This is a genomic window from Sorangium sp. So ce590 (assembly GCF_051521365.1).
GTDB lineage: Bacteria > Myxococcota_A > Polyangia > Polyangiales > Polyangiaceae > Sorangium.
On the sequence record NZ_CP150346.1, the window covers coordinates 11,579,049 to 11,605,291 of the forward strand.

General features: G+C 73.2%; 19 protein-coding genes. 14 read left to right on the forward strand and 5 right to left on the reverse strand.

The genetic code is table 11. From position 1 onward, the window contains the following. The first annotated feature begins 19 nt into the window (after positions 1-19). Complete coding sequence (locus WMF28_RS43970; RefSeq protein WP_437599737.1) at positions 20-1,513, forward strand: serine/threonine-protein kinase; 1,494 nt, start codon at positions 20-22, stop codon at positions 1,511-1,513. Between the two features lie 4 nt (positions 1,514-1,517). Continuing rightward, positions 1,518-2,030, forward strand: a complete 513-nt coding sequence (locus WMF28_RS43975) for a hypothetical protein (RefSeq protein ID WP_437599738.1) — start codon at positions 1,518-1,520, stop codon at positions 2,028-2,030. Between the two features lie 93 nt (positions 2,031-2,123). Here WMF28_RS43975 and WMF28_RS43980 read toward each other — a convergent pair whose 3' ends face one another. After that, a complete protein-coding gene (locus tag WMF28_RS43980; RefSeq protein WP_437599739.1) occupies positions 2,124-2,759 on the reverse strand; it encodes a glutathione S-transferase family protein in 636 nt (211 codons plus the stop codon). 91 nt (positions 2,760-2,850) lie between these two features. Continuing rightward, entirely contained in the window at positions 2,851-3,825 is a 975-nt protein-coding gene (locus WMF28_RS43985; RefSeq protein WP_437599741.1) for a hypothetical protein, read from the reverse strand. Between the two features lie 944 nt (positions 3,826-4,769). Between WMF28_RS43985 and WMF28_RS43990 the strand changes: the two genes are divergently transcribed. Beyond that, complete coding sequence (locus WMF28_RS43990; RefSeq protein WP_437599742.1) at positions 4,770-6,260, forward strand: ferritin-like domain-containing protein; 1,491 nt, start codon at positions 4,770-4,772, stop codon at positions 6,258-6,260. Between the two features lie 233 nt (positions 6,261-6,493). Here the strand turns inward: WMF28_RS43990 and WMF28_RS43995 are convergent, their stop codons facing one another. Next, a complete protein-coding gene (locus WMF28_RS43995) occupies positions 6,494-7,936 on the reverse strand; it encodes an aldehyde dehydrogenase family protein (RefSeq protein ID WP_437599743.1) in 1,443 nt (480 codons plus the stop codon). Positions 7,937-8,017: 81 nt separating this feature from the next. Here WMF28_RS43995 and WMF28_RS44000 point away from each other — a divergent pair, with 81 nt between their 5' ends. From WMF28_RS44000 to WMF28_RS44050, 11 genes are all read left to right on the forward strand, one after another. Further along, a complete protein-coding gene (locus WMF28_RS44000) occupies positions 8,018-9,439 on the forward strand; it encodes an aminotransferase class III-fold pyridoxal phosphate-dependent enzyme (protein ID WP_437599744.1) in 1,422 nt (473 codons plus the stop codon). Beyond that, a complete protein-coding gene (locus WMF28_RS44005; protein ID WP_437599745.1) occupies positions 9,436-10,434 on the forward strand; it encodes a hypothetical protein in 999 nt (332 codons plus the stop codon). Before WMF28_RS44000 ends, WMF28_RS44005 begins: the two co-directional genes overlap by 4 nt. Positions 10,435-10,621: 187 nt before the next feature. After that, positions 10,622-11,494 (forward strand): formate dehydrogenase accessory sulfurtransferase FdhD, encoded by an 873-nt coding sequence (locus WMF28_RS44010; protein ID WP_437599746.1) that lies wholly within the window; start codon positions 10,622-10,624, stop codon positions 11,492-11,494. Further along, positions 11,491-13,812 (forward strand): FdhF/YdeP family oxidoreductase, encoded by a 2,322-nt coding sequence (locus tag WMF28_RS44015; protein ID WP_437599747.1) that lies wholly within the window; start codon positions 11,491-11,493, stop codon positions 13,810-13,812. Before WMF28_RS44010 ends, WMF28_RS44015 begins: the two co-directional genes overlap by 4 nt. A 35-nt stretch (positions 13,813-13,847) precedes the next feature. Continuing rightward, positions 13,848-15,254 carry an aminotransferase class III-fold pyridoxal phosphate-dependent enzyme gene (locus tag WMF28_RS44020; RefSeq protein ID WP_437599748.1) on the forward strand — a complete coding sequence of 469 codons (1,407 nt, stop codon included), beginning with the start codon at positions 13,848-13,850 and terminating at the stop codon, positions 15,252-15,254. Beyond that, positions 15,251-16,228: a histone deacetylase family protein gene (locus WMF28_RS44025; RefSeq protein ID WP_437599749.1), complete on the forward strand. Its 978-nt coding sequence runs from the start codon at positions 15,251-15,253 to the stop codon at positions 16,226-16,228. The genes WMF28_RS44020 and WMF28_RS44025 overlap by 4 nt, the downstream gene beginning before the upstream one ends. A 144-nt stretch (positions 16,229-16,372) precedes the next feature. Beyond that, positions 16,373-17,374: a GAF domain-containing protein gene (locus WMF28_RS44030; RefSeq protein WP_437599750.1), complete on the forward strand. Its 1,002-nt coding sequence runs from the start codon at positions 16,373-16,375 to the stop codon at positions 17,372-17,374. Positions 17,375-17,458: 84 nt separating this feature from the next. Beyond that, positions 17,459-20,152 (forward strand): type VI secretion system Vgr family protein, encoded by a 2,694-nt coding sequence (locus WMF28_RS44035; protein ID WP_437599751.1) that lies wholly within the window; start codon positions 17,459-17,461, stop codon positions 20,150-20,152. 63 nt (positions 20,153-20,215) lie between these two features. Continuing rightward, on the forward strand, positions 20,216-20,650 hold the full coding sequence (locus tag WMF28_RS44040) for a DcrB-related protein (RefSeq protein WP_437599752.1): 435 nt from the start codon (positions 20,216-20,218) through the stop codon (positions 20,648-20,650). 15 nt (positions 20,651-20,665) lie between these two features. Continuing rightward, on the forward strand, positions 20,666-22,309 hold the full coding sequence (locus WMF28_RS44045; RefSeq protein WP_437599753.1) for a PAAR domain-containing protein: 1,644 nt from the start codon (positions 20,666-20,668) through the stop codon (positions 22,307-22,309). A 12-nt stretch (positions 22,310-22,321) separates the two neighbouring features. Next, the gene (locus WMF28_RS44050) at positions 22,322-22,651 is read left to right on the forward strand and encodes a hypothetical protein (RefSeq protein WP_437599754.1); all 330 of its coding nucleotides are present in this window, start codon (positions 22,322-22,324) and stop codon (positions 22,649-22,651) included. Between the two features lie 18 nt (positions 22,652-22,669). Here WMF28_RS44050 and WMF28_RS44055 read toward each other — a convergent pair whose 3' ends face one another. Both WMF28_RS44055 and WMF28_RS44060 read right to left on the reverse strand, forming a co-directional pair. Continuing rightward, positions 22,670-24,892, reverse strand: a complete 2,223-nt coding sequence (locus WMF28_RS44055) for a DUF2169 family type VI secretion system accessory protein (RefSeq protein ID WP_437599755.1) — start codon at positions 24,890-24,892, stop codon at positions 22,670-22,672. A gap of 40 nt (positions 24,893-24,932) precedes the next feature. Then, complete coding sequence (locus WMF28_RS44060; RefSeq protein WP_437599756.1) at positions 24,933-26,171, reverse strand: hypothetical protein; 1,239 nt, start codon at positions 26,169-26,171, stop codon at positions 24,933-24,935. Positions 26,172-26,243: the final 72 nt, after the last annotated feature.

The following is a 26,243-nucleotide window of genomic DNA, read 5'->3' on the forward strand; positions in this document are numbered from 1 at the left end:
CACAAGCTTCTGGTGAGCCATGCGGATCTCCGAGGACCCCGGTCCGGGGCAGCGTCTCGGGCGATATGAGCTTCTGCGCCTCATCGGCGAGGGCGGGATGGCGCAGGTCTGGGCCGCGCGCATGGAGGGCTCCCGCGGCTTCCACAAGGTCGTCGCGCTGAAGACGCTCATTCCGGCGCTCGCGCGTGATCCGCAGTTCCAGCGCATGTTCCTCGACGAGGCGAACCTCGCCTCGAAGATCCACCACCGCAACGTGGTCGAGATCCTCGATCTCGGCGACACGGACGGCGTGCTCTTCCTCGTGATGGAGTGGATCGACGGGCAGACGATGCAGCGGCTGCTCCGGCCGGGGCTGCGCCCGATGCCGATCTCCCCGGCGATGGCCGCGCGCATCGTGGCCGACGCGGCGCACGGGCTGCACGCGGCGCACGAGCTCCACGACGAGCGCGGGGTGCCGCTCGGCATCGTGCACCGCGACGTCTGCCCGCAGAACATCCTCATCGATCGCGACGGCACGGTGAAGGTGGCCGATTTCGGGATCGTGAAGGCGTTCGAGCGGCTGGGCGACACGACGCAGACCGGCGAGATCAAGGGCAAGGGCGAGTACATGTCGCCCGAGCAGGCGCAGGGGCACCCGGTCGATCGCGGCTCGGACATCTTCTCGCTCGGCGTGGTGCTCTTCGAGGCGGTGACGGGCGCGCTCCCGTTCCAGGTGCTGCACGATCTCGTGCTGCCGCAGACCGGGGTGCCGGAGCCGCCGCGGCCCACGCTGATCGCGCCGCATTGCCCGCGGGATCTGGAGGAGATCATCCTGAAGGCGCTCGCGCGCGACCCGCGGCAGCGCTTCCAGACGGCGGGCGAGATGGCGAGCGCGCTGGAGGACTTCCTGATGCGCAGGTCGGGCGTGATCACGACCGCGCAGGTGGCGGAGCTCCTGATGGCGCGCTGCGGGGACAAGCTGGAGGAGGAGCGGCAGATGATCGCGGCCGCGATCGTCCCGCAGCAGCGCTCCGGGTGGCGGCCGAAGCCCGGCGCGACGCTGAGCTCGGGGCCGCCCTCCTCGAGCCGTTCGCGGGGGTCGCGCACGCCGCCGCGGAGGGGGCTCGGCGGGCTGATGCGCGCCGGCAGCGACGCGCTGCGCCCGGTGGCGCTGCCGTGGCTCGTGGCGTCGGTGTCCACGGGGGTCGCTGTCGCGTCGCTCATGTTCGTCGCGCTGAGCCGGCCGAGGGATCACCGGCCCCTCGTCGATCCGATCGCGGTGCAGACCCAGCCGAGCGTCGCGGTGGTGAAGCTGAACGGCGTGGTGCTCGGCGTGGGCAGCCAGATCATCGCCCGGCCACAGCCGGGGGTGTCGCTGCTCGTGGAGGCGCGGTCGAGCGATGGGGTCTCGCAGACCGTGGAGCTCACGTCGGAGTCCCCCGCGCGGATCCAGATCAACCTGGAGCCGAGGGGCGAGCCGGGCCCTGAGGCCGCGGCGCCGCCGGGCAGCGGGAGCGCGCCGGCGTCGCGGTAGCCGCATGGCGCCGCTCGAGGATCGGGGTGCGGAGCCGCTCGCCGCGCTCGAGGAGGCGGAGGGCGCCGCCGGCGGCGAGCGCGGGGCGGCCTCCGGTGCGCCGGGGTGCCGCGTGCGCTTCGCCCGCGGGATCACCGAGCTGCCCGGCGATCAGGTCGTGGTGGTGCTCCACGAGGACGCGTTCCTGCGCTGGCGGCCCACGCCGGAGCGGCCGGAGGGCGCGCCCTCGCGGCTCGCCGAGGTGACCGTGGGCGCGGCCATCGCGGTCGAGCACGGCGGCATCTGGGACGAGGGGCTCGTCCTCGGCCGCGTTGTGCGCCCTGCGCGCGCGGGCGGCTTCCGGGTCGACGGCGACGTGGAGGGCTACCCATCCATCGCTGACGCCGAGCGGGCGCACGGCCCGCTCGAGGCGGGTGAGCCGCAGGAGCAGCCGGCGAGGGCCGGCGATCCGGCGTTCGAGCTGGGCGAGCCGATCGGGCGCGATGCGCGCGGGACCGGCCGCCGAACGAGGAGATAGCCGCGGGCGTGGTGCCCTCGGGGCGCGCTGCCGAGCGGGCGCGCCGTCGTCCGAGCGCGCTGCCTTGCGAGCGCGCCGCGCGTCCCGCGTTGCTCAATCGAAATCGGTGAGCGCGTCGCCGCGCGCCTCGGTCCAGCTGTCGCGGCTGCGCAGCCGCTCGCGGTACGCGATCACGTTCGGCCAGCGCGCGCCGTCGTCGAGTTGCGACCCGCGGAGCATCGCGAGGGCGGCGCCCACGGCGCAGTCCGCGAGCGACATGGAATTCTTGAGCAGATACTGCTGCTCGTCGAGCTCTGCCTCGAGCAGGTCGAGCGAGCGCGTCGCCTCGTCGGCGGCCCGCTTCAGGACCGCCTCGGCGGGGGCAGGGAAACCGGTCCTCGGCGCGACGATGCTGGCCCACCAGACGACGCCGCAGTGCGGGGTCAGGTGCGCGCTGTCGAAGAACAGCCACTGGAGCGCCCTGGCCTCGGACGTCGGCACGTCGGGCCAGCGCGTCGTCCGGTGGGTGCGGCCGAGGTAGGCGATGATGGCGTTCGACTCCCGGAGCACGAGCGGGTCGTCCTCGAGGACAGGCACCTTCCGGTGCGGGTTCAGCCGGGTGAACGCTTCGGCGCGCTGCTCGCCTCGAAACAGGTCGACCTCGACCGGCTCGTAGGCGAGCCCGAGCTCGGCGAGGGCGAGGCGCACCTTGAGCGCATTGGGCGACCGAAGAAACGTGTAGAGGCGCATGCCGGCGCAGTAGCGCATGCGGCCGGAAGGCGCGAGCGTGCGGGGTGGGGGGACGGTCGGGGGAGCGCCGGGGGAGAAGTGAGCGCCTGGATCAGGCGATGCCGAGGACGGGCGCCTCGCCGGGCGCCGATTCGGGCTTCACGGGGCTGGCATCCGGCTTCTTGTCGGGCCGCGGGGACGCCGGCGTGGAGCGTGTCGCCGTGTACAGGTTGGGGAAGCGGCCTTCGGGATCGTCGTAATAGAAGAGGAACCGGCCGACACGGACGGCCTCGTCGTAATGGCGGAAGAGCAGCTTGGCGGCGCGTGCCTGGTAGCCTTTCCAGAGCGTCTGTTCGGGCGTCGCCGTGGCGCCGAGCAGCCGGAGGATCTGCTCCGCGAGGGCGCTCGCGTCCTGCTCGTCCTCGCTGCGGAAGTTCCGCTTGTCGTCCTTTATCGCGTCGCGATGCTTGCGGTACATGTCGGCGGCGCCGGACAGGTCATTGGCGAGGTCGAGGTGGCCGCTGCCCGCGCGCAGGTGCGCGAGCTGCGCGGTCGCTTCCGCGTCGCCGTCGAGGTGGTACTCGAGCGTCTTCAGCATGCGCGCGCGCGTCTCGTAGGCACGCTCGACGAGCGTGGCCGGGAGCGCCGCGCCGGAATGCGTCGCCGAGGTAAGGAGGAACTTGTACCGGGCGAACCAGGTCGCCCAGGCGACGCTCTCGAGCCCGTCGATCCGCGCGGCATCGAGCGCCCCCGCCGCGGCGATGGCCGCGATGCGCTGGCGCAGCTGCGGCGTGGAGAGCGTCTCGGCCACGCCGATGGCCTGCACGGCGGCTGCCTGGAGGTCGAGCCGCGGCGTGTCCAGCTCGGCGAGCGGTATCGCGTCGAGGTCGGGCTTCACGCGGTGGAAGGCCGCCTCCGCGGTATGGATCTGGGTGGGTTCAACGGCGGGTGTACCTGATCTGTTCGGTTTTTTGGGTTTGGACATGAAGGCAATGACTAAGTCGCGCGGGAGCGAATGTCGCGAGAGAGCACGAAAACGACGCGATTTATGTGGTTGCATCCGGGCGGCGGGGAAGGCCGGGGACACGAGCGCTCAGCGGCGCGGGCGCGAGGGGGGAGCGGAGCACAAAGTGGACGGAACCGACGGTGCTCCGGCCGGTGCGTCGGGGTTGCCGGAGGTGGCTGAGGACGTTGCGGGAAGCGCGCGGGGCTTGGCCGGAGGTGGTGGAGGACGTTGCGGGCAGTGCGCGGGGCTTGGCCGGAGGTGGTGGAGGACGTTGCGGGAAGTGCGCGGGGCTTGGCCGGAGGTGGTGGAGGACGTTGCGGGAAGTGCGCGGGGCTTGATCGGAGGTGGTGGAGGACGTTGCGGGCAGTGCGCGGGACTTGATCGGAGGGGGTGGAGGACGTTGCGGGCAGTGCGCGGGGCTTGGCCGCAGTGGATACGGGGGTGTGGGAGGTTGAACGTGCTGCGTTCAGCTTCGTCGGCGGCTGCGGGTGCACCTTGGTCGCTGAAGCGGTGGCGGAGCCCGCTTATTCGCAACGGGAAGCCGGAAATTAACGCCAAGGCGCAATGGCGCAAAAAGGCAAGGGAGGGGGAAGTCATTCCTGCAATCCGTCGACCACGCGATGGATACCCTGCCTCAAAGGCTGCGATGCACCTCGATCGCCGCGTCGACGACGATCCTGGCCATCTCATTCTCGTCCATTCCTCCTCCGTCGTTTTTGTGCCTTTGCGCCTTTGCGTTGAATTCTCGCTGCTCCGCAGAATGTGCGCTGTGCGTAGGGATAACGTCTCGGCATGTCCTTGGCCGCTTCCATGTCGCGCAGCTGCTCAGCGAGACCGTCGATGCCGTACGTCGCGACGAGGTTGAGCTCTCAGGAAGGCAGGACAGCAGGCCGTGCTGACGACGACACTCGTCCGGCCTGTCTCAAACCTGTTGGTAACTTCCGGGCGCGCGCCCGACCCCGCGGCTCCCGCCACGCCGCGCGCCCGATCGTCGGCCGCGCGCGCCGCTCTGCTACCCTCGCGCCATGGACCGCCACCGCTCGCTCCGCATGACCCTCCTCCTCGCCGCCGGCGCCGCCGGCTGTTCCAGCTCGAACAGCCGTGACATCGCGGTCGTCACGCTCGCCGAGCCACAGGCCGCGGGCGGCGACGCGGGCGCCCTGGACGAGCTGGCGGCGCCCGCGCCCCGGACGCCGCGCGCGGCGGGCTGGGTGCAGGAGCCGGACGGCACGGTGCACCGCGCGTCGCGGGTGCGCTGCGACGCGACCATCGCGCAGCGCGCGTGCAGCGGCGCCGAGCGAACGTTTCAATGCAAGACGGACGCCGACTGCAGAGAGGGACCCCGCGGCAAGTGCGTGAGCGCCTTCGGGCAGATAGGGGCGTATTGCGGCTGCGAGTACGCCTGCGAGAGCGACGTCGAGTGCGGCGCATCCGAGGTGTGCGTCTGCAAGGGGACTGGCGCGCTCCGAGAGGAGCACTCGGTCTGCGCGAAGGCGCAATGCGCGGTCGACGCCGACTGCCCTGACAGCACCTGTGGCCTGTCGGCTTACTTCAACGGGTGCTGGGAGCAGGTCACGCTCGCCTGCCGGACCAAGGACGACACCTGCCGGAGCGACGCCGACTGCGCGTCCGACACGATCCCGGGGGCCGCCTGCGTCGCCCCCGACATCGACGGAGAGAGCGCGCGCTGGCAGTGCGCAGGGATCTCCTGTGCCATCGGGCGCCCCCTCGTCGTCGACGGCCGGCCGCGCGCCGCGCGGGGCGCCCCGCGCGATGACTGGCGCGCGCCCGCGGAGCTCGACGTCGCGTCCCTCTCGCCCGAGGTGCGCGAGCGCGCCGCGGCGCACTATTCCGCCGTGGCCGCGCTCGAGCACGCGTCGATCGCGAGCTTCGCCCGCTTCTCCCTCCAGCTCCTCGCGCTCGGCGCGCCGGCCGCCCTCGTTGGCGAGGCGCACCGGGCCGCGCTCGACGAGGTGGAGCACGCGCGCCTCGCCTACGGCATCGCCTCGCGCCTCGCGGGCCGGGCGATCGGCCCGGGGCCGCTGCTCGAGGCGGCCACGGCGCCGCTCGGCGCAGGCGTCGCGGAGGTGGTGGAGGCGCTCGTCGAGGAGGGGTGCGTCGGCGAGACGCTGGGCGCGGCGGAGGGCCGGGAGCTCTCGCAGATCGCCGGGGATCCTGCGCTGGCGGCCGCGCTCGCGCGCATCGCCGCCGACGAGGAGCGGCACGCGGCCCTCGCGTGGAGGGCGCTCTCGTGGATGCTCGCGACGTTCGGCGAGCCGGCGCGCGCCGCGGCGGAGCGGGCGTTCTCCCGCGCCGTCGCGCGGTATGCGGCCGACCCGGCGCCCGGGCCCGCCGCGCACGAGGCGCTCGGCGTGCTCCCGGCGCGCGCGCTCGGAGCGCTGCGCCGCGAGGTGCTCGCCGAGGTCGTCGCGCCGTGCCGCGCGGCGCTCCCGGGGCTCTCGAGCGACAGCGCTCCCGCCAAGTCGTCGAGCTGGTCACAAGGCATCTCGACCTGACGGCAGCAAAGCGCTCCGTCGCGACGGATGCTGCGATGATGCGCGCCCGCGAGGCGAACACAGGAGTTGCCTGACACCGCTGTGGCTCGGGCTCTATCGCCGCGTCGCCCAAGACCTTCCCTGGCTTCATGTGGGAAGGAACCACAGAGGCACAGCGGACACAGAGTTTCTTTGCTCTGTCCTCTGTGTCCTCTGCGCCTCTGTGGTTCAGTTGCTTCTACAGCCCGCTCGGATCAGGTGAGCGATAGCCAGACGGACTTGAGCTGCGTGAGCTCGTCCAGCACCGCGCGCCCGTTCTCCCGCCCGAAGCCGGATTGCTTCATTCCGCCATACGGGCTCGCGGCGTCGAACCGGTTGTACGTGTTGATCCAGACCGTGCCCGCCTCGAGCCGCGCCGCCAGCGCGTGCGCCTTGCCCACGTCGCGCGTCCAGATGCCCGCCGCGAGGCCGTACTCGGTCGCGTTCGCGATGCGCGCGGCCTCCTCCACGTCGTCGAAGGGGATGACCGCCAGCACGGGGCCGAAGATCTCCTCGCGGGCGACGGTCATCGACGGAGAGACCGCCGAGAACACCGTCGGCTCCACGAAGAACCCCGGACCCTCGCCGCGCCCGCCGATCTCGCGGCGCGCCCCCTCGGCCGCGCCGCGATCGATGTAGCCGAGCACCTTCGTGAAGTGCGCCTCGGAGACGAGAGGGCCCAGCTGCGTCGACGGGTCGAGCGGATCGCCCGAGACGAGCCGGCGCGCGCCGCTCGTGACCGTCTCCAGCACGCGATCGTGCACCGCGCGCTCCACGAGGAGCCGGCTCCCCGCCGTGCAGAGCTCGCCCTGGTTGTAGAAGACGGCCGTCACAGCCGCCTTCGCGGCGCTCTCCACGTCCGCGTCCGCAAAGACGATGTTCGGGCTCTTGCCGCCGAGCTCCAGCGACAGCTTCTTCAGCGTGCCCGCCGCCGCGCGCATGATCGTCCGGCCCGTGTCCGTGCCGCCCGTGAACGAGATCTTCGCCACGCCCGGGTGCTCGACGAGCGCCGCTCCCGCCTCCTCGCCATGGCCCGTGACCACGTTGACGACCCCCGGCGGCACCCCCGCCTCCGCGAGGACGCGGGCGAGCTCCAGCGTCGTCAGGCTCGCCTCCTCCGGCGGCTTGATGACCACCGTGTTGCCCACCGCGAGCGCCGGCGCCACCTTCCGCGCCGCGAGCAGCAGCGGGAAATTCCAGGGGATGATCGCGCCGATGACGCCGAGCGGCTCGCGCACGGTGTAGTTCAGGAACGGGCCCCGCACCGGGATCGTCTCGCCGCCGAGCTTCGTCGCCCACCCGGAGAAATAGAAGAACGTGTCCGCCGTGCGCGGCACGTCGATCGTCCGCGCCGCCGTGATCGGCTTGCCCGTGTCGACGGCCTCGAGGCGCGCGAGCTCCTCGCACCGCGCGAGGATCAACTCCCCCGCCTTCCACAGGATGCGCGCGCGCTCGTTCGGATCCATCGCCGCCCACCGCGGAAACGCCGCGCGCGCCGACGCCACGGCGGCGTCCACGTCCTCGCGCCGGCCGCGGGCGAGCCGCGCGAGCACCCCGCCGGTCGCGGGGTTCGCGGTCTCGAACGTCTCGCCGGAGAGCGCCTCCCTCTCGGCGTTGTCGATCCAGAGCTTCTTCACCGTCTCGCGCGTCTCGGGCATGCCCTCGTCGTAAACCCGCGCACCCGGGCGCGGCAAGCGGCGATGACACGCGCCCTGCCGTGCGGGATACTCGCCCTGCCCATGGACTTCTCCGACCGCCCCACGCTCCCGTCCGTCCCTCCGCGAAGAGTCGTCACCGAGCTGCCAGGGCCGAAGGCGCGCGCCTGGATGGCGCGCGGCGGCTTCGACATGCAGTCGCGCTACCGCGCGGTCGTGATGGACGACATCGCGAGCCGGGGGTGCTCGCTCGTCGACGTGGACGGCAACGTGTTCCTCGACCTGTTCGCGAACTTCGCGCTCGGGGCGCTCGGCTACAACCACCCCTCGCTCGTCGAGGCGGCGCACCGCGACGGCTTCATCCGCGCGGTCGCGAACCCGACGTCGACGCCGTTCGTGACGACGCCGGCCTGGTTCGAGTTCGTGGAGGCGCTCGAGCAGCGGTACGCCCCGCGCGGGATGGCGCGCGTCTTCTGCGTGGACGCGGGGGGCGAGGGCGTCGAGTCGGCGCTCAAGGCGGCGTTCATCCGGCACGGCGAGCGCCGGCGAGAGGCGGCCGGGCTGCCGAGGAACCCGCTGGAGCTCCCGGAGGAGCAGCAGAAGAGCATCCTCGACAACGCGGGGACCGACGCGGTTGTCGTGTCGTTCGCCGGCGCGTTCCACGGCCGCGGCCTCGGGCCGATGTCAGCGACGCACTCCAAGGTCATCCACAAGGCCGATCTGCCCGCATTCCCCTGGCCCGCGGCGCCGTTCCCCGCGAGCCGCTTCCCGCTCGCGCGCTTCGCCGACCAGAACGACCGCGCCGAGGCGGAGGCGCTCGCCGACCTCGAGCGGATCCTCGACGCGCACCAGGGCAGGGTGGCCGCCGTGATCGTCGAGCCCGTGCAGTCCGAGGGCGGCGACCGGCACGCGAGCCCGGTCTTCTTCCGCCGCGCGCAGGAGCTCGCCGGCAAGGCGGGCGCGGCGTTCATCCTGGACGAGGTGCAGACGGGCCTCGGGATCACGGGCACGCTCTGGGCGCACGAGCAGCTGGAGCTGCCGCGCCCGCCCGACCTCATGTGCTTCGGCAAGAAGATGCAGATGGGCGGGTTCTTCGCGACGTCGGCGTACGACGTCGCGCAGTTCGGGCGCATGTACCAGACGCGCAACGGCGACCGCGCGCGGGCCGCGATCGCGCTGGCGACGCTGCGCGCGATCGAGTCGGAGGACCTCCTCGCCAGCGTGCGCGCGGCGGGCCGCCACTTCCTCTCGCGGATCGAGGAGCTCTGCGAGCGCTACCCCGCGCTCGCGAGCGAGCCGCGCGGCCGCGGCTTCCTGCTCGCGTTCGACCTGCCGACGACCGCGGCGCGCGACGATTTCCTCGGGCGCGCGCTGCGCCGCGGGGTGTTCGCGAGCTACACGGGGACGCGCTCGGTGCGGCTCCGCCCGCACCTCATCACGACGATCGCGGACGTCGACGAGGCGGTCTCGGTGTTCGACGCCGTGCTGCGCGAGATGGCCGGATGATCGTCGACCCGCGCGACGTGTGCCCGGGGGAGGGGCCGGAGAAGGTCGCGCGGGCGCTGGCTCAATTCTCCGTGGACGAGGTGCAGGGCGACGCGGCGTTCGACGAGGGCTACAGGGCGCTCGACGCGGTCTTCGGGCCGAAGGGCGAGCTCGAGCGCCGCGAGGTGCTCTCGGCGTGGTTCGCCGGGCAGAAGACGGACCCGGCGGCGCCGATCGTGGCGACGTACCACATGCTGATCGCGCGCGGCGTGGAGGACGGCGACGGGCGCCTCGCCGGCGTGCGCGACTGCTACGTCACGCTCGACCGCGCGGCGCGGCGCTGCGTCGTGCTGCTCTCGCACGCCCTCGTCCTGCCGGCCTTCCGCCGCACCGGCCTCGCCGCCCTGCTGCGCGCGGCGCCCGTCGCGCTCGCGCGCCGCGCGATCGCCGAAGCCGGGCTCGGCGGGAGCCCGGGAGGCGGCGAAGGCGGCGTGGAGGTGATGCTCGCCGCCGAGATGGAGGCCGTCGACCCGGACGACCGCGACACGGTTGTGCGGCTCATCGCCTACGGCCGCGCGGGGTTCGCGATCATCCCGCCGGCGGTGCTCCCGTACGCGCAGCCCGACTTCCGCGACATCGCCGCGCTCGGCGTCTCGCCGGTGCCGCTGCCGCTGCTCGCGGTGGTGCGCCAGGTCGGCGAGGAGGAGCGCGACGACATCCCGCGCGCCCGGGCCGAGTCGTTCCTGCGCCACTACCAGACCGCCCACGCCGCCGAGGTGAGCCCGGGCGAGCTCGCGCCGATCCGCGAGAACGCGCTCGCGCGCCTCGCGGCGTTCCCGGGCGAGCGCGTGCCCCTGATCCGGATCCCGCGGGGCCCGGCGGAGATCGCGGGGCTCGCGCCGGCGCTCCGGAGCGCGGTGATGCCGCTGTTCCCGCCGGCGTGGCGCGGCAAGGCGCCGCTCGATGACCCGGCGCGGGAGCTCGAGCGGCTCTCTGCGGCGTGGCCCCCGGGATAGCCGCCGTCGGGCATCCCCGGGCACCGCGCCCCGCCGTGCGCGCCGTGCCGCTCGGCGGAGGGCCCTCGCGAGGGCTCCGCCCGGGGCGCCCCGGAGAACGGCCGGCAGCGGCCGGGCGAGCGGCTCCACGCGGAGGCTCCTCGGCGGTTCGCCGCGGGCTACGATGGAGAGCGCCGGACACGCCGCCATGCCGTCAAGCACCACCCACGTTTCGATCCGCAGGATCACCGACGAGAGCGCCGCCGACGCCGAGGATCAGCTCGCCGTCGAGGCGCCCCTCGAGATCGTCGTCGTCGCGCGAGCCCGCGGGGCGCTCCCCTTGGCCCCGCAGGAGCGCGCCGCGCGCCGCCTCGGCATCACGATGCGCACGCCCGGCCACGACCGCGAGCTCGCGATCGGGCTGCTGTTCGCCGAGGGGATCATCTCCCGCGCGGCCGACGTGGTCGCCGTCGACGAGGCTGCCGGCCCCTCGGGCGAGCTCGTGCGCGTCACGCTCGCCGAGGACGTGACCGTCGACCTCGGGCGCACCGAGCGCGCCCTCGCGGTCGCGAACGCGAGCTGCGGCGTCTGCGGCAAGGCGTCGATCGACGTCGCGTCGTGCGCGCCGCCCTCGCCGCTCGAGCGGGGCGCGCCGCGGCTCGCGCCGCGCGTCGTGCACGGGCTCGCCGCGCGTCTCCGCGAGGCGCAGCCGGTGTTCGGGCGGACCGGGGGGCTGCACGCGGCGGCCCTCTTCGACGCGGGCGGCGCGCTCGCCGACCTCCGCGAGGACGTGGGCCGCCACAACGCCGTCGACAAGCTGATCGGCGCCGCGCTGCTCGCCGGGCGGCTGCCCGACCCGGGCGCGGTGCTCATGGTCAGCGGGCGCGCCGGGTTCGAGCTCGTGCAGAAGGCGCTCCGGGCGTCGATCCCGGTGATGGTCGCGGTGGGCGCGCCGTCGAGCCTGGCCGCCGAGCTCGCGTCGGCGCACGGGATGACGCTCGTCGGCTTCGCGCGCGACGGCCGGTTCAACGTGTACGGGGGCCGGGAGCGCATCGCGGTCGCGCCGGAGGCGGCGTCGTGACGGCGCGCGACGTGCGCGACGTGCAGGCCGAGCCGCCGGTCGAGGCCGAGCCGCCCCGGATCGGCGAGCGCAGCGAGGCGGCCGGCGGGCTCGCGGCGGTCGGGGCGACGCTCCGGCACGCGGTCGGCGAGATGGGGGTCGCGCGCGCCGTGCGCACGCTCCTGCGCGTGAACCAGGGCGAGGGCTTCGACTGCCCCGGCTGCGCCTGGCCCGAGCCCGAGGAGAAGCGCTCGGTCGCCGAGTTCTGCGAGAACGGCGCCAAGGCGGTCGCCGAGGAGGCGACGCTCCGGCGCGTCACGCCGGAGTTCTTCCGCGAGCACAGCGTCGAGGCGCTCTCGCGTCAGTCCGACCACTGGCTCGGCAAGCAGGGGCGGCTCGTCCACCCGATGCTGCTCGACGAGGGCGCGTCGCACTACCGCCCTGTGTCGTGGGACGAGGCGCTCGAGCTCGTCGCCTCGTCGCTGCGCGCGCTGGCCTCCCCGGACGAGGCGCTCTTCTACACCTCGGGGCGCACCAGCAACGAGGCGGCGTTCCTCTACCAGCTCTTCGTGCGCGAGCTCGGGACGAACAACCTGCCCGACTGCTCGAACATGTGCCACGAGTCGAGCGGCGTCGGCCTGAGCGAGGCCATCGGGGTCGGCAAAGGTACCGTATCTCTTCATGATTTCGAGCTGGCCGACGCGATCTTCGTCGTCGGTCAGAACCCGGGGACGAACCACCCGCGCATGCTCTCGGCGCTGCGCGAGGCGCGGCTGCGCGGCTGCGAGGTCGTGACCGTGAACCCGCTCCCCGAGGTCGGCAACGAGCGCTTCCAGCACCCGCAGCACCCGCTCGATCTCGTCGGCTCGGGGGTGCCGCTCTCGACGCTCTTCGTCCAGGTGCGCATCAACGGCGACGTCGCGCTCTTCACCGGGATCATCAAGGAGATGCTCGAGGAGGAGGAGCGCAGGCCGGGGGCCGTGCTCGATCGCGCGTTCATCGCGCGCCACACCCACGGCTTCGAGGCGTTCGCGGCCGCCGTGCGCGAGACGCCGTGGGACGACATCGTGGAGCAGAGCGGGGTCCCGCGCGATCGGATCCGGGCGGCGGCCGAGATCGCGATGCGGTCCGAGCGCACGATCGCGTGCTGGGCCATGGGCCTCACGCAGCACCAGAACGGCGTGGCCAACGTGCAGCAGGTCATGAGCTTCCTGCTCCTGCGCGGCAACATCGGGCGGCCGGGCGCGGGCGCGTGCCCGGTGCGCGGGCACAGCAACGTGCAGGGCGACCGGACGATGGGCATCTGGGAGCGCCCGCCCGCCGAGCTCCTCGACCGCATCGAGAAGAACTTCGGCTTCTCGCCGCCGCGCCGCCACGGGCTCGACACCGTCGCCGCGATCGCCGCGATGGCCGACGGGCGCGCCCGCGTCTTCTTCGCGCTGGGCGGCAACTTCCTCTCGGCGACGCCGGACACGGCGTTCACCGCCCGCGCCCTCGCCCGGTGCGAGCTCACGGCGCACGTGTCGACAAAGCTGAACCGGGCGCACCTCGTGACGGGGCGGCGCGCGCTCATCCTGCCTTGCCTCGGGCGCACCGAGCGCGACGTGCAGGCGGGAGGGCCGCAGCTCGTGACGGTCGAGAACTCGATGGGCGTCGTCTCGAGCTCGCGCGGCAACCTCCCGCCGGCCTCGGAGACGCTGCGGAGCGAGGTGGCGATCGTGGCGGGGCTCGCCCGCGCGACGCTGGGCGCGCGCTCGCGCGTGCCCTGGGAGGAGCTCACGGCCGATTACGATCGGATCCGCGATCTCATCGAGCGCACGATCGACGGGTTCGACGATTTCAACGCGCGTATCCGGGATCCGCGCGGCTTCGCCCTGCCGAACGCCGCGGCGCGGCGCGTGTTCCGCACCGCCACGGGCAAGGCGAACTTCATCGCCCACGCGCTGCCGCGGCACGAGCTCGAGCCGGGCGAGCTCCTGATGATGACCATCCGCAGCCACGACCAGTACAACACGACAATCTACGGGCTCGACGATCGCTACCGCGGCGTCCGCGGCGGGCGCCGCGTCGTGTTCATGAACGCCGAGGACGCGGCCGAGCGCGGGCTCGCGCAGGGGGACCTCGTCGACGTCACGAGCCGCTTCTCCGACGGAGAGCGCGTGGCGCGCGCGTTCCGCGTCGTGCTCTACACGATCCCCCGCGGCAACGTCGCGGCCTATTTCCCGGAGGCCAACGTGCTTGTTCCGCTCGGGAGCATCGCCGAGAAGAGCCACACCCCCGCGTCGAAATCGATCGTCGTGCGCGTCCGGCCGGCCGTCGCGAACGACGGAACCGCGTGACGCTCCGCCGCCCCCCGTCGCACTGGAGTCCGACCATGACCGCTCAGACCAGCATCTCTCCGCCCATCCCCGGCGAGCCCGAGCGCGCCTCGATGCGCACCGCCATCCCGGGGCCCGCGTCCGAGGCGCTCCGCGCTCGCCACCATCGCTACCAGGACGCGCGGCCGATCCACTTCTATCAGGACGCGCGAAAGAGCCTGGGCAACTACATGGTCGATGTGGACGGCAACGTCCTGCTCGACGTGTACGGGCACATCGCCGCCGTGCCCATCGGCTACAACCACCCGGACCTGCTCGCCGCCTGGCGCAATGGCCGCTTCGATTGGGCCGCCGGCTACCGCTCGTCGCTCGGGGTCGCGCCCGCGCCCGAGTGGGTCGACATCGTCGAGAACACGCTGATGCGCGTCGCGCCGAAGGGGCACGCGCACGTGTTCACCTTCACGACCGGCGCCGAGGCGGTGGAGAACGCGCTCAAGGCCGCGTTCATCCGGCTCGCGCGGCGCCGGCGCGGCGGCGCGCAGCCGAGCGACGGCGACCTCGCCGCCGCCATGCTCAACCGGCAGCCCGGCATCAACGCCTTCAAGGTGATCTCCTTCGAGGGCGGGTTCCACGGCCGCAGCATGGGCGCCCTCTCGGCGACGCGGAGCAAGCCGATCCACAAGCTCGATATCCCCGCGTTCGACTGGCCCGTCGTGCCGTTCCCCGCGAACCAGTTCCCCGAGGCGGCCCACGCCGAGCAGAACCGCGCCGCCGAGGCGCGCTCGCTCGAGGCGATCAAGGCGGCGATCGACGCGCACCCGGACGAGATCGCCGCGGTCATCGTCGAGCCCATCCAGGGCGAGGGCGGCGACCGCCACGCGAGCCCCGCGTTCTTCCAGGCGCTCCGCCGCCTCACCTCGGAGCACGGCGTCGCGCTCATCATCGACGAGGTGCAGACCTGCGGCGGCGGGACCGGCGCGCTGTGGGCGCACGAGGCGTGGGACCTGCCCGAGCCGCCGGACATGGTCACGTTCTCCAAGAAGATGCAGCTCGGCGGCTTCTACTGCCGCGAGGAGCTCGCGCCGATCGAGCCGCTGCGCATCTTCAGCACCTGGCTCGGCGACCCGATCCGCGGCGCGCAGCTCGAGGTGATCCTCGAGGTGATCGAGCGCGACAGGCTCCTCGAGAACACGCGGGCGACGGGCGCGCGCCTGGTCGCCGGGCTCGAGGACCTCTGCCTCCGCTACCCCGGGGTGCTCTCGGGCGCCCGGGGCAGCGGCACCTTCGCCGCGGTCGACTTCCCCCACGCCGCCCGCCGCGACGCGGCGCTCACCGCGCTCCGCAACCGCGGCCTCGAGGTGGGGGGCTCGGGCGACCGCACGCTCCGCTTCCGGCCGGCGCTCGTCTTCGCCCCGCGCCACCTCGCCGAGGCGCTCGACCTCCTCGAGTCGGTCTGCAAGTGACCGCCGCCTCCGCCTCCGCCTCCTCCTCGCTTCCGATCCGGGTGTTCCACTCGGCGCGCTACTTCGCGGACATCGGCGAGCACGTCATGCCGATGCGCAAGTTCGCGCTCGTGCGCGAGGCGATCGAGCGGAGCGGCCTGCCCGCGCGCCTCGACGAGCCCGATCCGGTCAGCGACGAGGACCTCCTCCGCGTGCATACGCCCGAGTACCTCCGGGCGATCGCGACCGGCGAGCCCCGGGCGCTGGCCGAGTCGCAGAAGTTCCCCTGGTCGCCGGCGCTCGCCGGGGCGGTGCGCTTCACGAACGGCGGCTGCATCGCCGCCGTCTCCGCGGCGCTCGAGGGAGGCATCGCGGGCAACCTCGCGAGCGGCTTCCACCACGCGCACGCCGCGCACGGCGAGGGCTTCTGCACCTTCAACGGCCTCGTCGTCGCGATGGAGCGCGCGCGCGCCGAGGGGCGCATCCGCCGCGCCCTGGTCGTCGACATGGACCTCCACTACGGCAACGGCACCGCGTCGCTGCTCGCGTCGCGCCCCTGGGCGTTCGCGCTCTCCATCTACGGCAACTGGTACAAGCAGAACCGGGCGTACCGGGATGTCGAGGGCGAGCGCGCTCCGGACACGGAGAACAGCTGGTCCGTCCCGGTGCCGGGCGGGAGCGGCGGCGCCGCGTACCTCGAGATCCTGGAGCGGCACCTCGGCCCCGCGATCGACCGCGCCGCGCCCGACCTGATCCTGTACCAGGCCGGCGCGGACCCGTTCCGCGAGGACCCCTACTCGCCGCTCGACCTGACGCACGACGACCTGCGCGCGCGCGACGAGATCGTGTTCCGGACCGCGCTCGAGCGGCGTATCCCGATCGCGTGGGTCCTCGCGGGCGGCTACACGCCCGACGTGAGCCGGGTGGTCGAGGTGCACCTCGGCACGTTCGTCGCGGCGGTGCGGGCGAGGGAGGCGCGCCGGGAGGGGCGGTGATCCCGCAAGAAGGGGCCATTCGCTCGACGCGTCTCCGCGCGGCGCAGGTGAAGGCTCATCGCGCGGGCGCACACGGCGGCGCGGCGCGGCGTCTGCCCCGGCGCGGCGACCTTCGCGCCGGCCTTTGCTGGTAGACTCGCGCCCATGGCCGATCTGAACGACCCCGTCCGCCTGGCCGAGCTGCACGGCGCCATGCTGCGCACGGACGCGGACGCCATCCTCGACGCCTGCGTGGCGCGGGCCGCCAGGCTCGCGCGGGCGCCGATCGCCTTCGTGAGCCTCGTCGTGCGCCATATCCAGCTCCTGCGCGCGCACCACGGGTTGCCCCTGGAGCTCGCCGTGAGCTGCGCGACCTCGCGGAGCAACTCCTTCTGCCAGCTCGTCGTGCGCGACGAGGTGCCGCTCATCGTCGAGGACGCGCTGCGCGACGAGCGCGTGCCGAAGGAGCTCGTCGAGCATTACGGCATCCGCGCCTACGCCGGGGTGCCGGTGCGCGTGGGCGGGCACGCGATCGGCTCGCTCTGCGTGCTCGACGTCGTGCCCCGCCGCTTCGACCCGCGCGCCATCGACGGCCTCGAGCAGCTCGCGCTGGAGGTCGCCGGCCGGCTCTCCGACCTCGTCGAGCGCGACGCGCCGCTCGGCAGCGCCGACCTGCAGGAGCGCCTCGTCCGCGTCGAGCAGGCCACGCGCGTGCTGGAGCGCGCGCTCCTGGCCCTCGCCCCGGTCGTCGCCGCGGCGCAGAGCGCGGCGGGGCCGCGGCCGCCGGTCGACGCGATGCACGCGACCCCCTCGGCGCTCGTGACGCTCGCCAGCCTGCGCGCGGCCGTCGGGTGCTGGCGCGACATGGGCTCCGTCGCCGAGGAGCTCTGCGACGAGGCCGCGGCCATCGCGAGCTCCGCCCCCGCGGCGTCCGGGCTCGTCGCGGCGGCCCGGGCGCTCGCGCGGGGCATGGCCGAGGTCGGCCCGCTCGTCCGCCTCGCCGAGGGCGTGCTCGAGGGGACGCTCGAGGAGACCGCCGCCGAGCGGGGGAGGTCGCTCGTGCTGCGCGGCGCGCTCGAGGCGCACGAGGCCGCCTGCGCTGCGGTGGGCGAGATCCGCGCGGGCGCCCTGCGCGCGCGGGCGGCGCCAGCCGGCAGCGCGGCGTGAGCGCCGGGCGCCGCGGGGAGCGCCGCGGCGGCGCGCGGTAGGTGATTTGCAGCGCGCACATAACGTAGACTCGGCGCTCGAGCCATGCCGCGCCTCTCGCTCTCGTTCGCGTCAAAAGAGGAATCGCTCTCGGTGCGGCGCTTCGCGGTCCGGGAGCAGATGTCGTCGCTCTTCGAGGTGTCGATCCTGGCCGTCTCGGAGCTCGAGGACCTCGATCTCGACAGCATCGTGGGCAAGGCCGCTGCCTTCAAGGTCGAGTCGGCCGTCCTGCAGTCGGTCGTGCCCTCCCGGGTCTGGGCCGGCCTCTGCTCCCACATGGAGCAGGTGCAGGCCGAGCCGACGGGGCTCTCCACCTACCGGCTGCGCATCGTGCCTTTGCTGTTCCGGGCGACGCTCCGGCGCAACAACCGCATTTTTCAGCACATGACAGCGCCCGACATCGCGCTCCTCATGCTCAAGGAGTGGGATATCGAGCCGGAGGTGAAGCTGAGCGCGAAATACCCCGCCTACGAGTACCGAGTGCAGTACGGCGAGACCGATTTCGCGTTCATGTGCCGGCTGCTCGAGGAGGCGGGCATCGCCTTTCATTTCGCGCACCGCCCGGGCAGCGGCATGGGCGCCGAGCTGACCCGCCTCGTCCTGAGCGACGCCCCGCAGCGCAACGAGCCGCGCTCCGAGGCGCCGATCGCGTACGTCGAGAACCCGAACCGCGCCGCCGGGCGGGAGTACGTGAGCGAGGTGATGGTGAGCCACGAGGTGCGGCCGGGTCACGTCACCCTCCGCGACTTCGATTTCAGGATGAGGCCGGATTACCAGCTCTTCGCGGAGGCGAAGGAGGGCCTCGAGGACGAGCTCCGCTACGAGCACTACCACTACCTGCCCGGGGCGTTCGTCGTCGAGCCGGGCAAGGGCGGGGATACGCCGGTCGCCGACGACAGGGGCGTCGCGCGGGTCGACATGAAGGAGGCGGAGGGGCTCGCGACCCGGAGCCTCGAGAGCGAGCGGCGCGGACGGCGCTCGGTCCAGTACCGCACGAACGCCCTCGACCTGTGCCCCGGCGTCGTCCTGTCGATCGGCCAGCACCCCCGCAAGGATCTCGGCCCGGGCCAGGCGCTGCTCGTCGTCGCCTCCACGTTCGAGGGCGAGCACGACGGCGAGTGGACAACCACCGGCGAGGCCGTGTTCGCGGAGCACCCCTACCGCCCCGCGCGGCGGACGCCGAGGCCGCGGGTCGTGGGCGTGCAGAGCGCGATCGTGGTCGGCCCGCCAGGCGAGGAGATCCATACCGACGAGTTCGGGCGCGTGCGCGTGCAGTTCCACTGGGACCGCGAGGGGCGGTTCAGCGACGCGAGCTCGTGCTGGATCCGCGTCAGCCAGAGCTGGGCGGGGAGCCGCTATGGATTCATGGCCATCCCCCGCGTCGGGCAGGAGGTCCTCGTCGACTTCTTCGACGGCGACCCCGACCGGCCGGTGATCGTGGGCCGCGTCCACAACAACACGACGCGCGTGCCGTACCCGCTGCCCGCCGAGAAGACCAAGAGCGGCTGGAAGAGCGACTCCTCGCCGGGCTCGGGCGGGTTCAACGAGCTCTCGTTCGACGATGCCGCGGGGCGCGAGCTCATCCACGTCCAGGCGCAGCGCGACTACTCCGAGGTGATCAAGCACGATCAGCGCTCGACCGTGCTCTCGAACCGCTCGGCCAGCGTGACCGGCGGCGACTCGGTGACCGTCGGGGGCAGCCAGAGCTCCAGCGTCATCAAGGATCAGAGCCACACGATCGGCGAGCAGCAGATCAACAACATCGGCGCGGGCCGCACGTCGATCATCCGCACCTCCGACGCGGTCGACGCCGGCGACAGCCAGAGCGTCACGGTCGGCGACGGCGTCGGATACACGATCAACAAGGACAGGACCGTCCAGATCACGAACGGCGTCGCGTCGATCCGGATCACGCCGGAAGGCATCTTCATCGACGCGAACGGCAACCTCGAGATCTCGGCGGGCGGGCTGCTCAAGCTGTCCGGCGCGGAGGTCCAGATCGACGGCGGGCCGAACGTGTTCATCAACAGCACGTCCGCGAAGGCGCCCTCGGTGGCGACGATCGGCAAGGCCAGGGCCCCGAGCGCGCCGGGCGGGCCGGGCAGCGGGGGCGCGACGAGCGTGCTCGCGGAGGTGATGCGCGGCGGCGGCGCCGTCGCCTCGCCGGGGGGCATCGCGGACGTCGAGGTGAGGAGCGCTCCGCTGGGGCTCGACCGCGCCATCGCCACGCCGCCGCTCAACCCGGCCGCGGCGCCGGCGTCGCTCCAGATCGGGCCCGGCGCGGGCGCGGCGATCCTGGAGGCGGTCCGCGCGCCCTCCTCGCCGCTCGCCGCGCTGGTGAAGACGGGGGCCGGCGCCGTGCAGCTCTTCCGGCTCGCGGAGGGGGAGAGCCTCGCCTCGCTGCCGTCGACGCTGGACGTGCTCGGTCCGGTGCTCACCCGGCCGATCCCCGCGCTCGGCGACCTGAGCGCGAGCGACATCGGGTCGCTCGTGAACGCGGGCAGCGCGGCCGGCATTCTCCACGTAGGCGGCGCGGGCGGGCAGGTGATGCAGCTCCTGGCGCTGCGGACCGCCGCGGCGCCGCGGTCGGTGAACGGCGCGGCGGTGAAGGCCGAGGCGCAGGCGACCGAGGCCTCGGGCGCGCCCCCCGAGCGGGCCTACGCGGGGGCGCTGTCGGCCCAGGGCGTGGCGCTTTACCGGGGCGATCTGAAGGGCGGCTTCGCCAGGGTGGAGCCGTGACGCCGGGGGCCCGTGGGATGCCGGAGGGCGAGCGCAGCTCCTCGCGGCGTGGAGGCGGAGACGATGCCGCGAGTTGAGAACACCGACGTGTCCTTCGACGTGCCGCGCGACTGGGAGGACCGCTCGGTGGTGGCCTTCTCGGCGCCGGCGAAGCCCGGGCAGGGGATGGCCGCGAACCTCGTGATGACGCGCGACACGCTCGCGGCGGGCGAGGACCTCCGGCGGTACGGCGACCGGCAGCTCGTCGAGATCGCCAGGCGGCTCGACGGCTTCCAGCTGCACGCGCGGCAGGAGATCACGCTCGGTGGCCAGCCGGCGCTGGAGCTCCGGTTCGTGTGGCGGGGACAGAGCGGGCCGCTCGAGCAGCGGATCGTGTTCGTCGCCGGGCGCAAGCCGGCGGTCCTGAGCTTCACGGCGACCATGCCGAAGGGCGAGGCCGCGCGGCTCAACCCGGTCTTCGACCGCATCCTCGCGAGCGTGAAGCTCGGCCAGGACTGAGGGGGCCGTGAGGCCGTGAGCGCCCTCGAAGCGGCCCGGATGGGCGACGAGATCGGCCACACGTCCGCGTGGGCCGGCCTCATCGCGGGGGCGTGCATCGGGCTCGCGATCGGCGGCGCGATCCTGTTCACCGCGGTCACCGGGGGCGCCGGGGCGATCCTCATCGGCGCGGCGATCGCCGGCGGCGTCGGGCTCGGCGCCACCGGCGCGCTGGCCGGCGCCGAGATCGGCAAGATGTTCGAGGGGTCCCCGTGCGGGGCGATCGAGACGGGATCTCCCGACACGTTCATCGAGGCGAGGGCCGCCGCGCGCGCGGAGCTCGACGTCATCGAGCACGGCGACAGGAAGGTCGCGCAGGGCAGCTCCACGGTCCTCGTCAACGGCAAGCTCCTCGGGCGCAAGAGCGAGAAGGCCGAGTGCGGCGGCGTCATCCGAAAGGGGGCGTCGTTCACCTTCATCGGCGGCGACACGCTGACGGTCGTGCCGATCGAGGACGAGGTGCCGTCCTGGCTCATCACGACGCTGCAATGGACGGCGCTCATCGGGGGCGGGGTGGCGCTCGTCCTGACGGGCGTGGGCGTCGGCCTGCTGGCGAGCGCGAGCGCCGGCGTGCTGGCGGGCGTGCGCGCCGGCGTCACCGTCACGGCGCTGGGGCTCGGCGGCTCGCTCGGCGGCGGGTTCATCGGCAAGCACGTGGGCGGGGCGGTGGGCAGCCTCGGCGGCGAGCGCGCGGCGCGGATCGGCGAGATCGTCGGCGAGTTCGGCGGGAGCCTCTACGGCGGCGTCCGCGCCGTGAAGCTCGGTGAGCAGCTCGGAGCGCTCCGGCTGCCCGCCGCGACGCCGGCCACGCCGGGGAGGAGGGCGACGCCGAGCCCGCAGGAGGTGGCGAGGGCGCGCACCTGGACCAACGAGCGGATGGCCGAGGCGCCGCCCCCGGACCCCGCGGCGAACGCGAGGCTCGACGCGAGGATCGCGGAGAACCGCGCGGCGTACGAGCGGGTGCAGCGGGGCGAGCTGGAGCACCCGAACACGACCCCCGAGCGGCTCAAGATGGCCGTCGAGGGAGATGGCGACGGCCAGCGCGTCCCGCTCACGTACAAGGATCGCGCGCAGCTCGACCGGCTGCAGGGGGAAATGAAGAACGTCTTCGAGTCCGAGGGGATCACCGACGCGACCGTGCAGCAGCTCGGCTCGGCCACGGACGGGTTCAAGGGCAACCCGGACAAGCCGTTCGGGTTCTGGTCGTCGAAATCGGACACCGATTTTGCCATTCACAGCGATCAGGCGCTGGTGCAAGCGCAGCAGGCGGGCGCGCCCTACAACGCCAGGTACGGGATCTTCAAGAACGGCGAGGCGCCGAGCGCGCTGAACCCGGAGGGGAGGCCGGGGCTGGCGAACACGTCGCTCGGGAGCAAGCTGAACGCGCTCGCGGAGAGGTGGAACGTCGAGATCTATGGTGAGCCCAACCCGAGCAACGGCGGCTTCGACTTCAAGCTCAACGGGGCGCAGGAGCCGAACGGCAACTTCCCGACGATCTACCGGGGTCCCGAGGCCTACGGCGCGACGCCCCCCGCCCCGCAGATGCCGGCGGGCAGCGCCGGGACGGCCGGCGCGGGCGGGACGAGCGTCTCGACCCCTCCAGGCGACGGCGACCCCTGAGCGGAGGCGATCATGAGCAAGGCAGCCAGCACGACGCTCGCGTGGTCTTTCAAGAGCGATCTCTCGCAGGACGAGATGCGCAGGCGGCTCGACGAGCGATGGCCGTCGGCGTGGGCGATCTCGGACAGCGATCGTCACGGCGACTACCTCGCCGGCAAGCTCACGCCGGAGGCGGCGGCGCGCATCTACGAGGACGGCCCCAGGTTCGTTGTGCACCTGCGCTTCTACTCGGCGGGCGGCGACGTGAGGATGCAGCTCCTGGAGGCGCAGCAGCGGCTCATCGTCGAGGTGCTCCCGCTCGTCGGCGCGCGCGACGTCGAGCCGACGGAGCCGCTCGACTGACGCTCCCCTCGGTCCGGATCAGTCCGACGCGCGCCCGGGCCGCAGCTCGTCCGCGGTGAAGACCCTCCCGAGCGCGATCGCCTTGAGCGCGTAGCGGCTCGGCTCGAGCTGATCCTGCCTGAGGTGCGCCTCCGCGAGGATCCGCACCTTGAGGCTCGTCATCATGGGCAGCCGGTGCTCCAGGGCCTTGGGCAGGTACAGCGGCAGCGCGCGCTGCACGCCCCCCGCGAGCAGCGCGCGGATCCACACGTCGCCGAGCACCTTGCGGGTCTGGTACCGCCGCTGCTCGAGCAGGAGCCGCTCGGTGTACGCCTCGATCTGGCCGGCCGGCAGGGCGCGTTGCGACTGGGCGAGGTGCTCCTTGAGCTGCTGGGTCAGCCGGTCCACGACGCCGGTCGAGCTCTGGAGGTAAGGCGACTTCAAGAGCTCCCCGACCGAGTCGATGGCGTCCTTGAGCTGCTTGTCGAGGCCCGCGAGCGGCGTGACCACGGCGACCGTGGCCCTGAGCGCCTCGAGCTCGTCGAACGGGAAGCGCGCCTCGCCGGTCACGAGCACGAGCGGCGGGGCGAACCGCTTCCGGTCGCCGAGCGACGCGAGGATCGCCTGGTGGACGCCGCCCGGATCGATCGGCGACCCGTCGGTGAGCACGCCGAGGACGTGGTGGCGGTCCCTCGCCGCGGCCGCGTCGTCGGCCGGCAGGTCGTGGCGGGGGTCGAGCTCCTCGAAGTCGAGCTCGAGGATCAGCTCGCGCCATCGAGCGCGGACGCGCGGCAGCGCGTCGGGGTCGAACCAGAGCAGCTCGACGATGTCGTCGGGCTGCGCGGCCGCGGGCCGCGGCGACGGCGCGCTGGCCCTGGCGTCGCCGTCGCTCTCGGTCGAGCGAGGCAGCGGAGGGCGGGCCGCGCTCTCGGCGGCCCCGAACCTTTGACCCACCGTCATCGGCGGCGTCGCGTCTGCCGCCCAGGGCGCGGGCGCGAGGGCGCTCAGCGGCGCCTGCTCGGCGGGGGGCGCGGGCGGAGGCGGCGGGGCTTGCCGCACCACGGACGAGACCGAGAGCGCGGCGAGGCTGCTCAGGGCCTCGGGCGCGCGGAACGGGAGCCCGGCGCCCGAGGGCCGGCTCGAGTGGGGCACGCTGTCGGGCCCGCGTTCCTCCGTCTTCCAGGGCAGCACCGGCGCCTGCTCGGACTGGAGCGCGGGGATCTGCGTCTGGGTCGTGCTCATGCCGGCGCGCCGGGAGGTCGGGGGCATGGACCGCTCGGCCTCGCCCCACGAGAGCTGCGACGGCTCCAGGCTCACCACCACGCGCCCGTGCTCCTCCGGGTGCTCCAGCGCGATCTGCGCGCGCCAGGTCAGCGAGCCGCGCCCCCGCGCGGCGTCGATCCAGAGCGTGTCGCAGCGCATGGCGACCTGTCGGGGGCCGCCACGCCGGCCCTCGACGGTCGCCACGGGGCGGAGGCCGGGCAGGCTGGTCACGAGGCGCGGGTGCTCGGGGTGGAGGTTCTCGAGCACGAGGCGCTCGTCCTCGCGCAGCGACGAGAGCTGCTGATCCGCGGGGGCGATGTTGAAATAGGCAGGGTCGAACCCGGCGGGCAGCGGCTTGCGGTTCCAGTCGCGATGGGGCCACCCGGCCGCGTGGCGGCCGAGCTTCTCGACGCGCGACGGCCACGTCGCGGCGATCGGGCCGAAGCCGACGGGCTCGATGGACTTGCCCGGCTCCGAGATGACCACCCCCGGAGGCTGGAGGTTGGGGACGGCGAGCTGCCCGTAGGCGTTGCGCGAGGCGCCGCTCACCCCGACCGGATTCCACGACCCCGGCCCCCCCGCGGCGCGCTCGTAGACCAGCGGCATCTGCGAGAACGGCGGGCCCTCGTGGAGCGCCCCGTCCTGGGAGAAGACCCGGTCGCACCACACCTCGATCGACTTGTCGACGTCGCCGACGATCATCCTGGTCGTCAGCGAGCGAACCGGCGCCTTGCCCGGAGCGAACGCGCACCCGACGAGCACGACGTCGGCGCGCGGCTTCGCAGGCGCGAGATCGCTCGCGGACTGCGGGCTCCTCGACGGCGCTTCCTCGGACGTCGCGTCGCTCGGGTTCGGCGCGTCCTGCTCGGGGGCGAACAGCGACTCGCCGGGGCGGAGCAGGAACGTCCCTTTGCAGACGACGGTGAGCACCCAGGAGCCGGCCTGGGGTTGCCAGAGGATCGAGGCGACAGGGAGCGGACCAGCGGCGATGACGTTCATGGTGGAAGGGGTCTCCAGGCGCGCTCGCGCGCCCGCTCGATCACCGCGGCGCGGCGGTCGAGGGCGGCGCCGGCAGCTCGCGGGTGACCTCGCCCGCGTCGGCGCCCTCGGACGGGGGCGGCTCCGACCCCGGCGTGACCGGCGTGCCCTCCCAGGTCGCGCTCCTGTCCCGGCTCCCGTAGACGTACGGCGGACGGGCCTCCAGCTCCCGCGCGATGCGGGCGAGCTCCTCGTCGAGGTAGCGCGGGTTCGCGGCCAGCCGCTCGCGGACGCCGCTGTTCACCACGTAACCGCGGATGTCGGGGCTCTCCGGGTAGTACTTCGTGAACACGTTGTACCGGAAGAGCGGCTTCAGCCGGTGCATGTCCCTGGGCCCGGTCGGCAGCGGCAGGAGCTCGACGAAGCTCTTGCGCTTCGCCCGCTCCTCCAGCCGGTCGAGGACGAGCTGGAGGCTGTTCTCGAGCAGGTGGGGCGCGCAGTGATCCGCGAAGTCGTCGTAGAGCAGCCGCATGAGCGCCCGCGCCTCGTCGATCGGCAGCTGCGCCTGCCGCTCGCGGCCCATGCGCCGGATGAGGACCATGAACGGAGAAGGCTGGTTGCCCGTCGCGCGGATCTCGTCGGGATCGCGGAAGTCGGGCTGGCGGTAGGGGAAGTGGCGCGGGTTGATCGCGTCGAACCCGCCGCGGCCGTAGAACAGGATGCGCTGCCACGACAGGCGCTCTTCGGGCGTGAAGTACTCGACCTCGGCCGCGAGATCGAGGTTCATCCCGAAGTACTTGCCCGGGGCCGCGGGCGCGGGGAGCGTGATCTTCCCCATCGCGTGCAGGTCGGCCAGGTACTGCATGGCGAGCTCGACCGGGGCGATGCGCAGCCAGTACGACAGCACCGTACCGCGCGACTCGGGGATCATGAAGATATGGGCGAGATAGATGACGCAGAGATCCGGCGCGTACGCCGGGTTGATGAGCACGGTGCCGTCGCGCACCCCGCGCACGTTCCCGTCCGAGTCTCGCGCCACGAGCAGGAAGTAGCGCATGTAGGTGCCCGACGGCTCGGGCGTGAACGGGTCGTCGCGCAGGAAGGCGTGGATCGCCTCCTTGCGCTCCATCTCTCCATGAGGGCCGAAGCAGTCCCAGAGGATCTGATACGCCGTGTCGAAGTCCGGGTCGGATGGGTCTTCGATGGACCAGATCTGGTATTTCCGGGTTTCGCGCTCGATCATCTCCACCACGTCCTGGTGGAAGAGATCCTTCATGCAGAGCCGGACACGTCTCTTCAAGCAGGGCTCCCGGGGTCCATGGTGCCAGACGGAGCGTTCATCTGATAGATAATCATCGTGACCCGGGCAGCT

What these genes read in the sequence shown, in the direction of transcription:
- WMF28_RS43970 (WP_437599737.1), top strand. Translation starts at nt 20, where the DNA reads ATGCGGATCTCCGAGGACCCCGGTCCGGGGCAGCGTCTCGGGCGATAT.
- WMF28_RS43975 (WP_437599738.1), top strand. Translation starts at nt 1,518, where the DNA reads ATGGCGCCGCTCGAGGATCGGGGTGCGGAGCCGCTCGCCGCGCTCGAG.
- WMF28_RS43980 (WP_437599739.1), bottom strand. Translation starts at nt 2,759, where the DNA reads ATGCGCCTCTACACGTTTCTTCGGTCGCCCAATGCGCTCAAGGTGCGC.
- WMF28_RS43990 (WP_437599742.1), top strand. Translation starts at nt 4,770, where the DNA reads ATGGACCGCCACCGCTCGCTCCGCATGACCCTCCTCCTCGCCGCCGGC.
- WMF28_RS43995 (WP_437599743.1), bottom strand. Translation starts at nt 7,936, where the DNA reads ATGCCCGAGACGCGCGAGACGGTGAAGAAGCTCTGGATCGACAACGCC.
- WMF28_RS44000 (WP_437599744.1), top strand. Translation starts at nt 8,018, where the DNA reads ATGGACTTCTCCGACCGCCCCACGCTCCCGTCCGTCCCTCCGCGAAGA.
- WMF28_RS44005 (WP_437599745.1), top strand. Translation starts at nt 9,436, where the DNA reads ATGATCGTCGACCCGCGCGACGTGTGCCCGGGGGAGGGGCCGGAGAAG.
- WMF28_RS44010 (WP_437599746.1), top strand. Translation starts at nt 10,622, where the DNA reads ATGCCGTCAAGCACCACCCACGTTTCGATCCGCAGGATCACCGACGAG.
- WMF28_RS44020 (WP_437599748.1), top strand. Translation starts at nt 13,848, where the DNA reads ATGACCGCTCAGACCAGCATCTCTCCGCCCATCCCCGGCGAGCCCGAG.
- WMF28_RS44030 (WP_437599750.1), top strand. Translation starts at nt 16,373, where the DNA reads ATGGCCGATCTGAACGACCCCGTCCGCCTGGCCGAGCTGCACGGCGCC.
- WMF28_RS44035 (WP_437599751.1), top strand. Translation starts at nt 17,459, where the DNA reads ATGCCGCGCCTCTCGCTCTCGTTCGCGTCAAAAGAGGAATCGCTCTCG.
- WMF28_RS44040 (WP_437599752.1), top strand. Translation starts at nt 20,216, where the DNA reads ATGCCGCGAGTTGAGAACACCGACGTGTCCTTCGACGTGCCGCGCGAC.
- WMF28_RS44050 (WP_437599754.1), top strand. Translation starts at nt 22,322, where the DNA reads ATGAGCAAGGCAGCCAGCACGACGCTCGCGTGGTCTTTCAAGAGCGAT.
- WMF28_RS44055 (WP_437599755.1), bottom strand. Translation starts at nt 24,892, where the DNA reads ATGAACGTCATCGCCGCTGGTCCGCTCCCTGTCGCCTCGATCCTCTGG.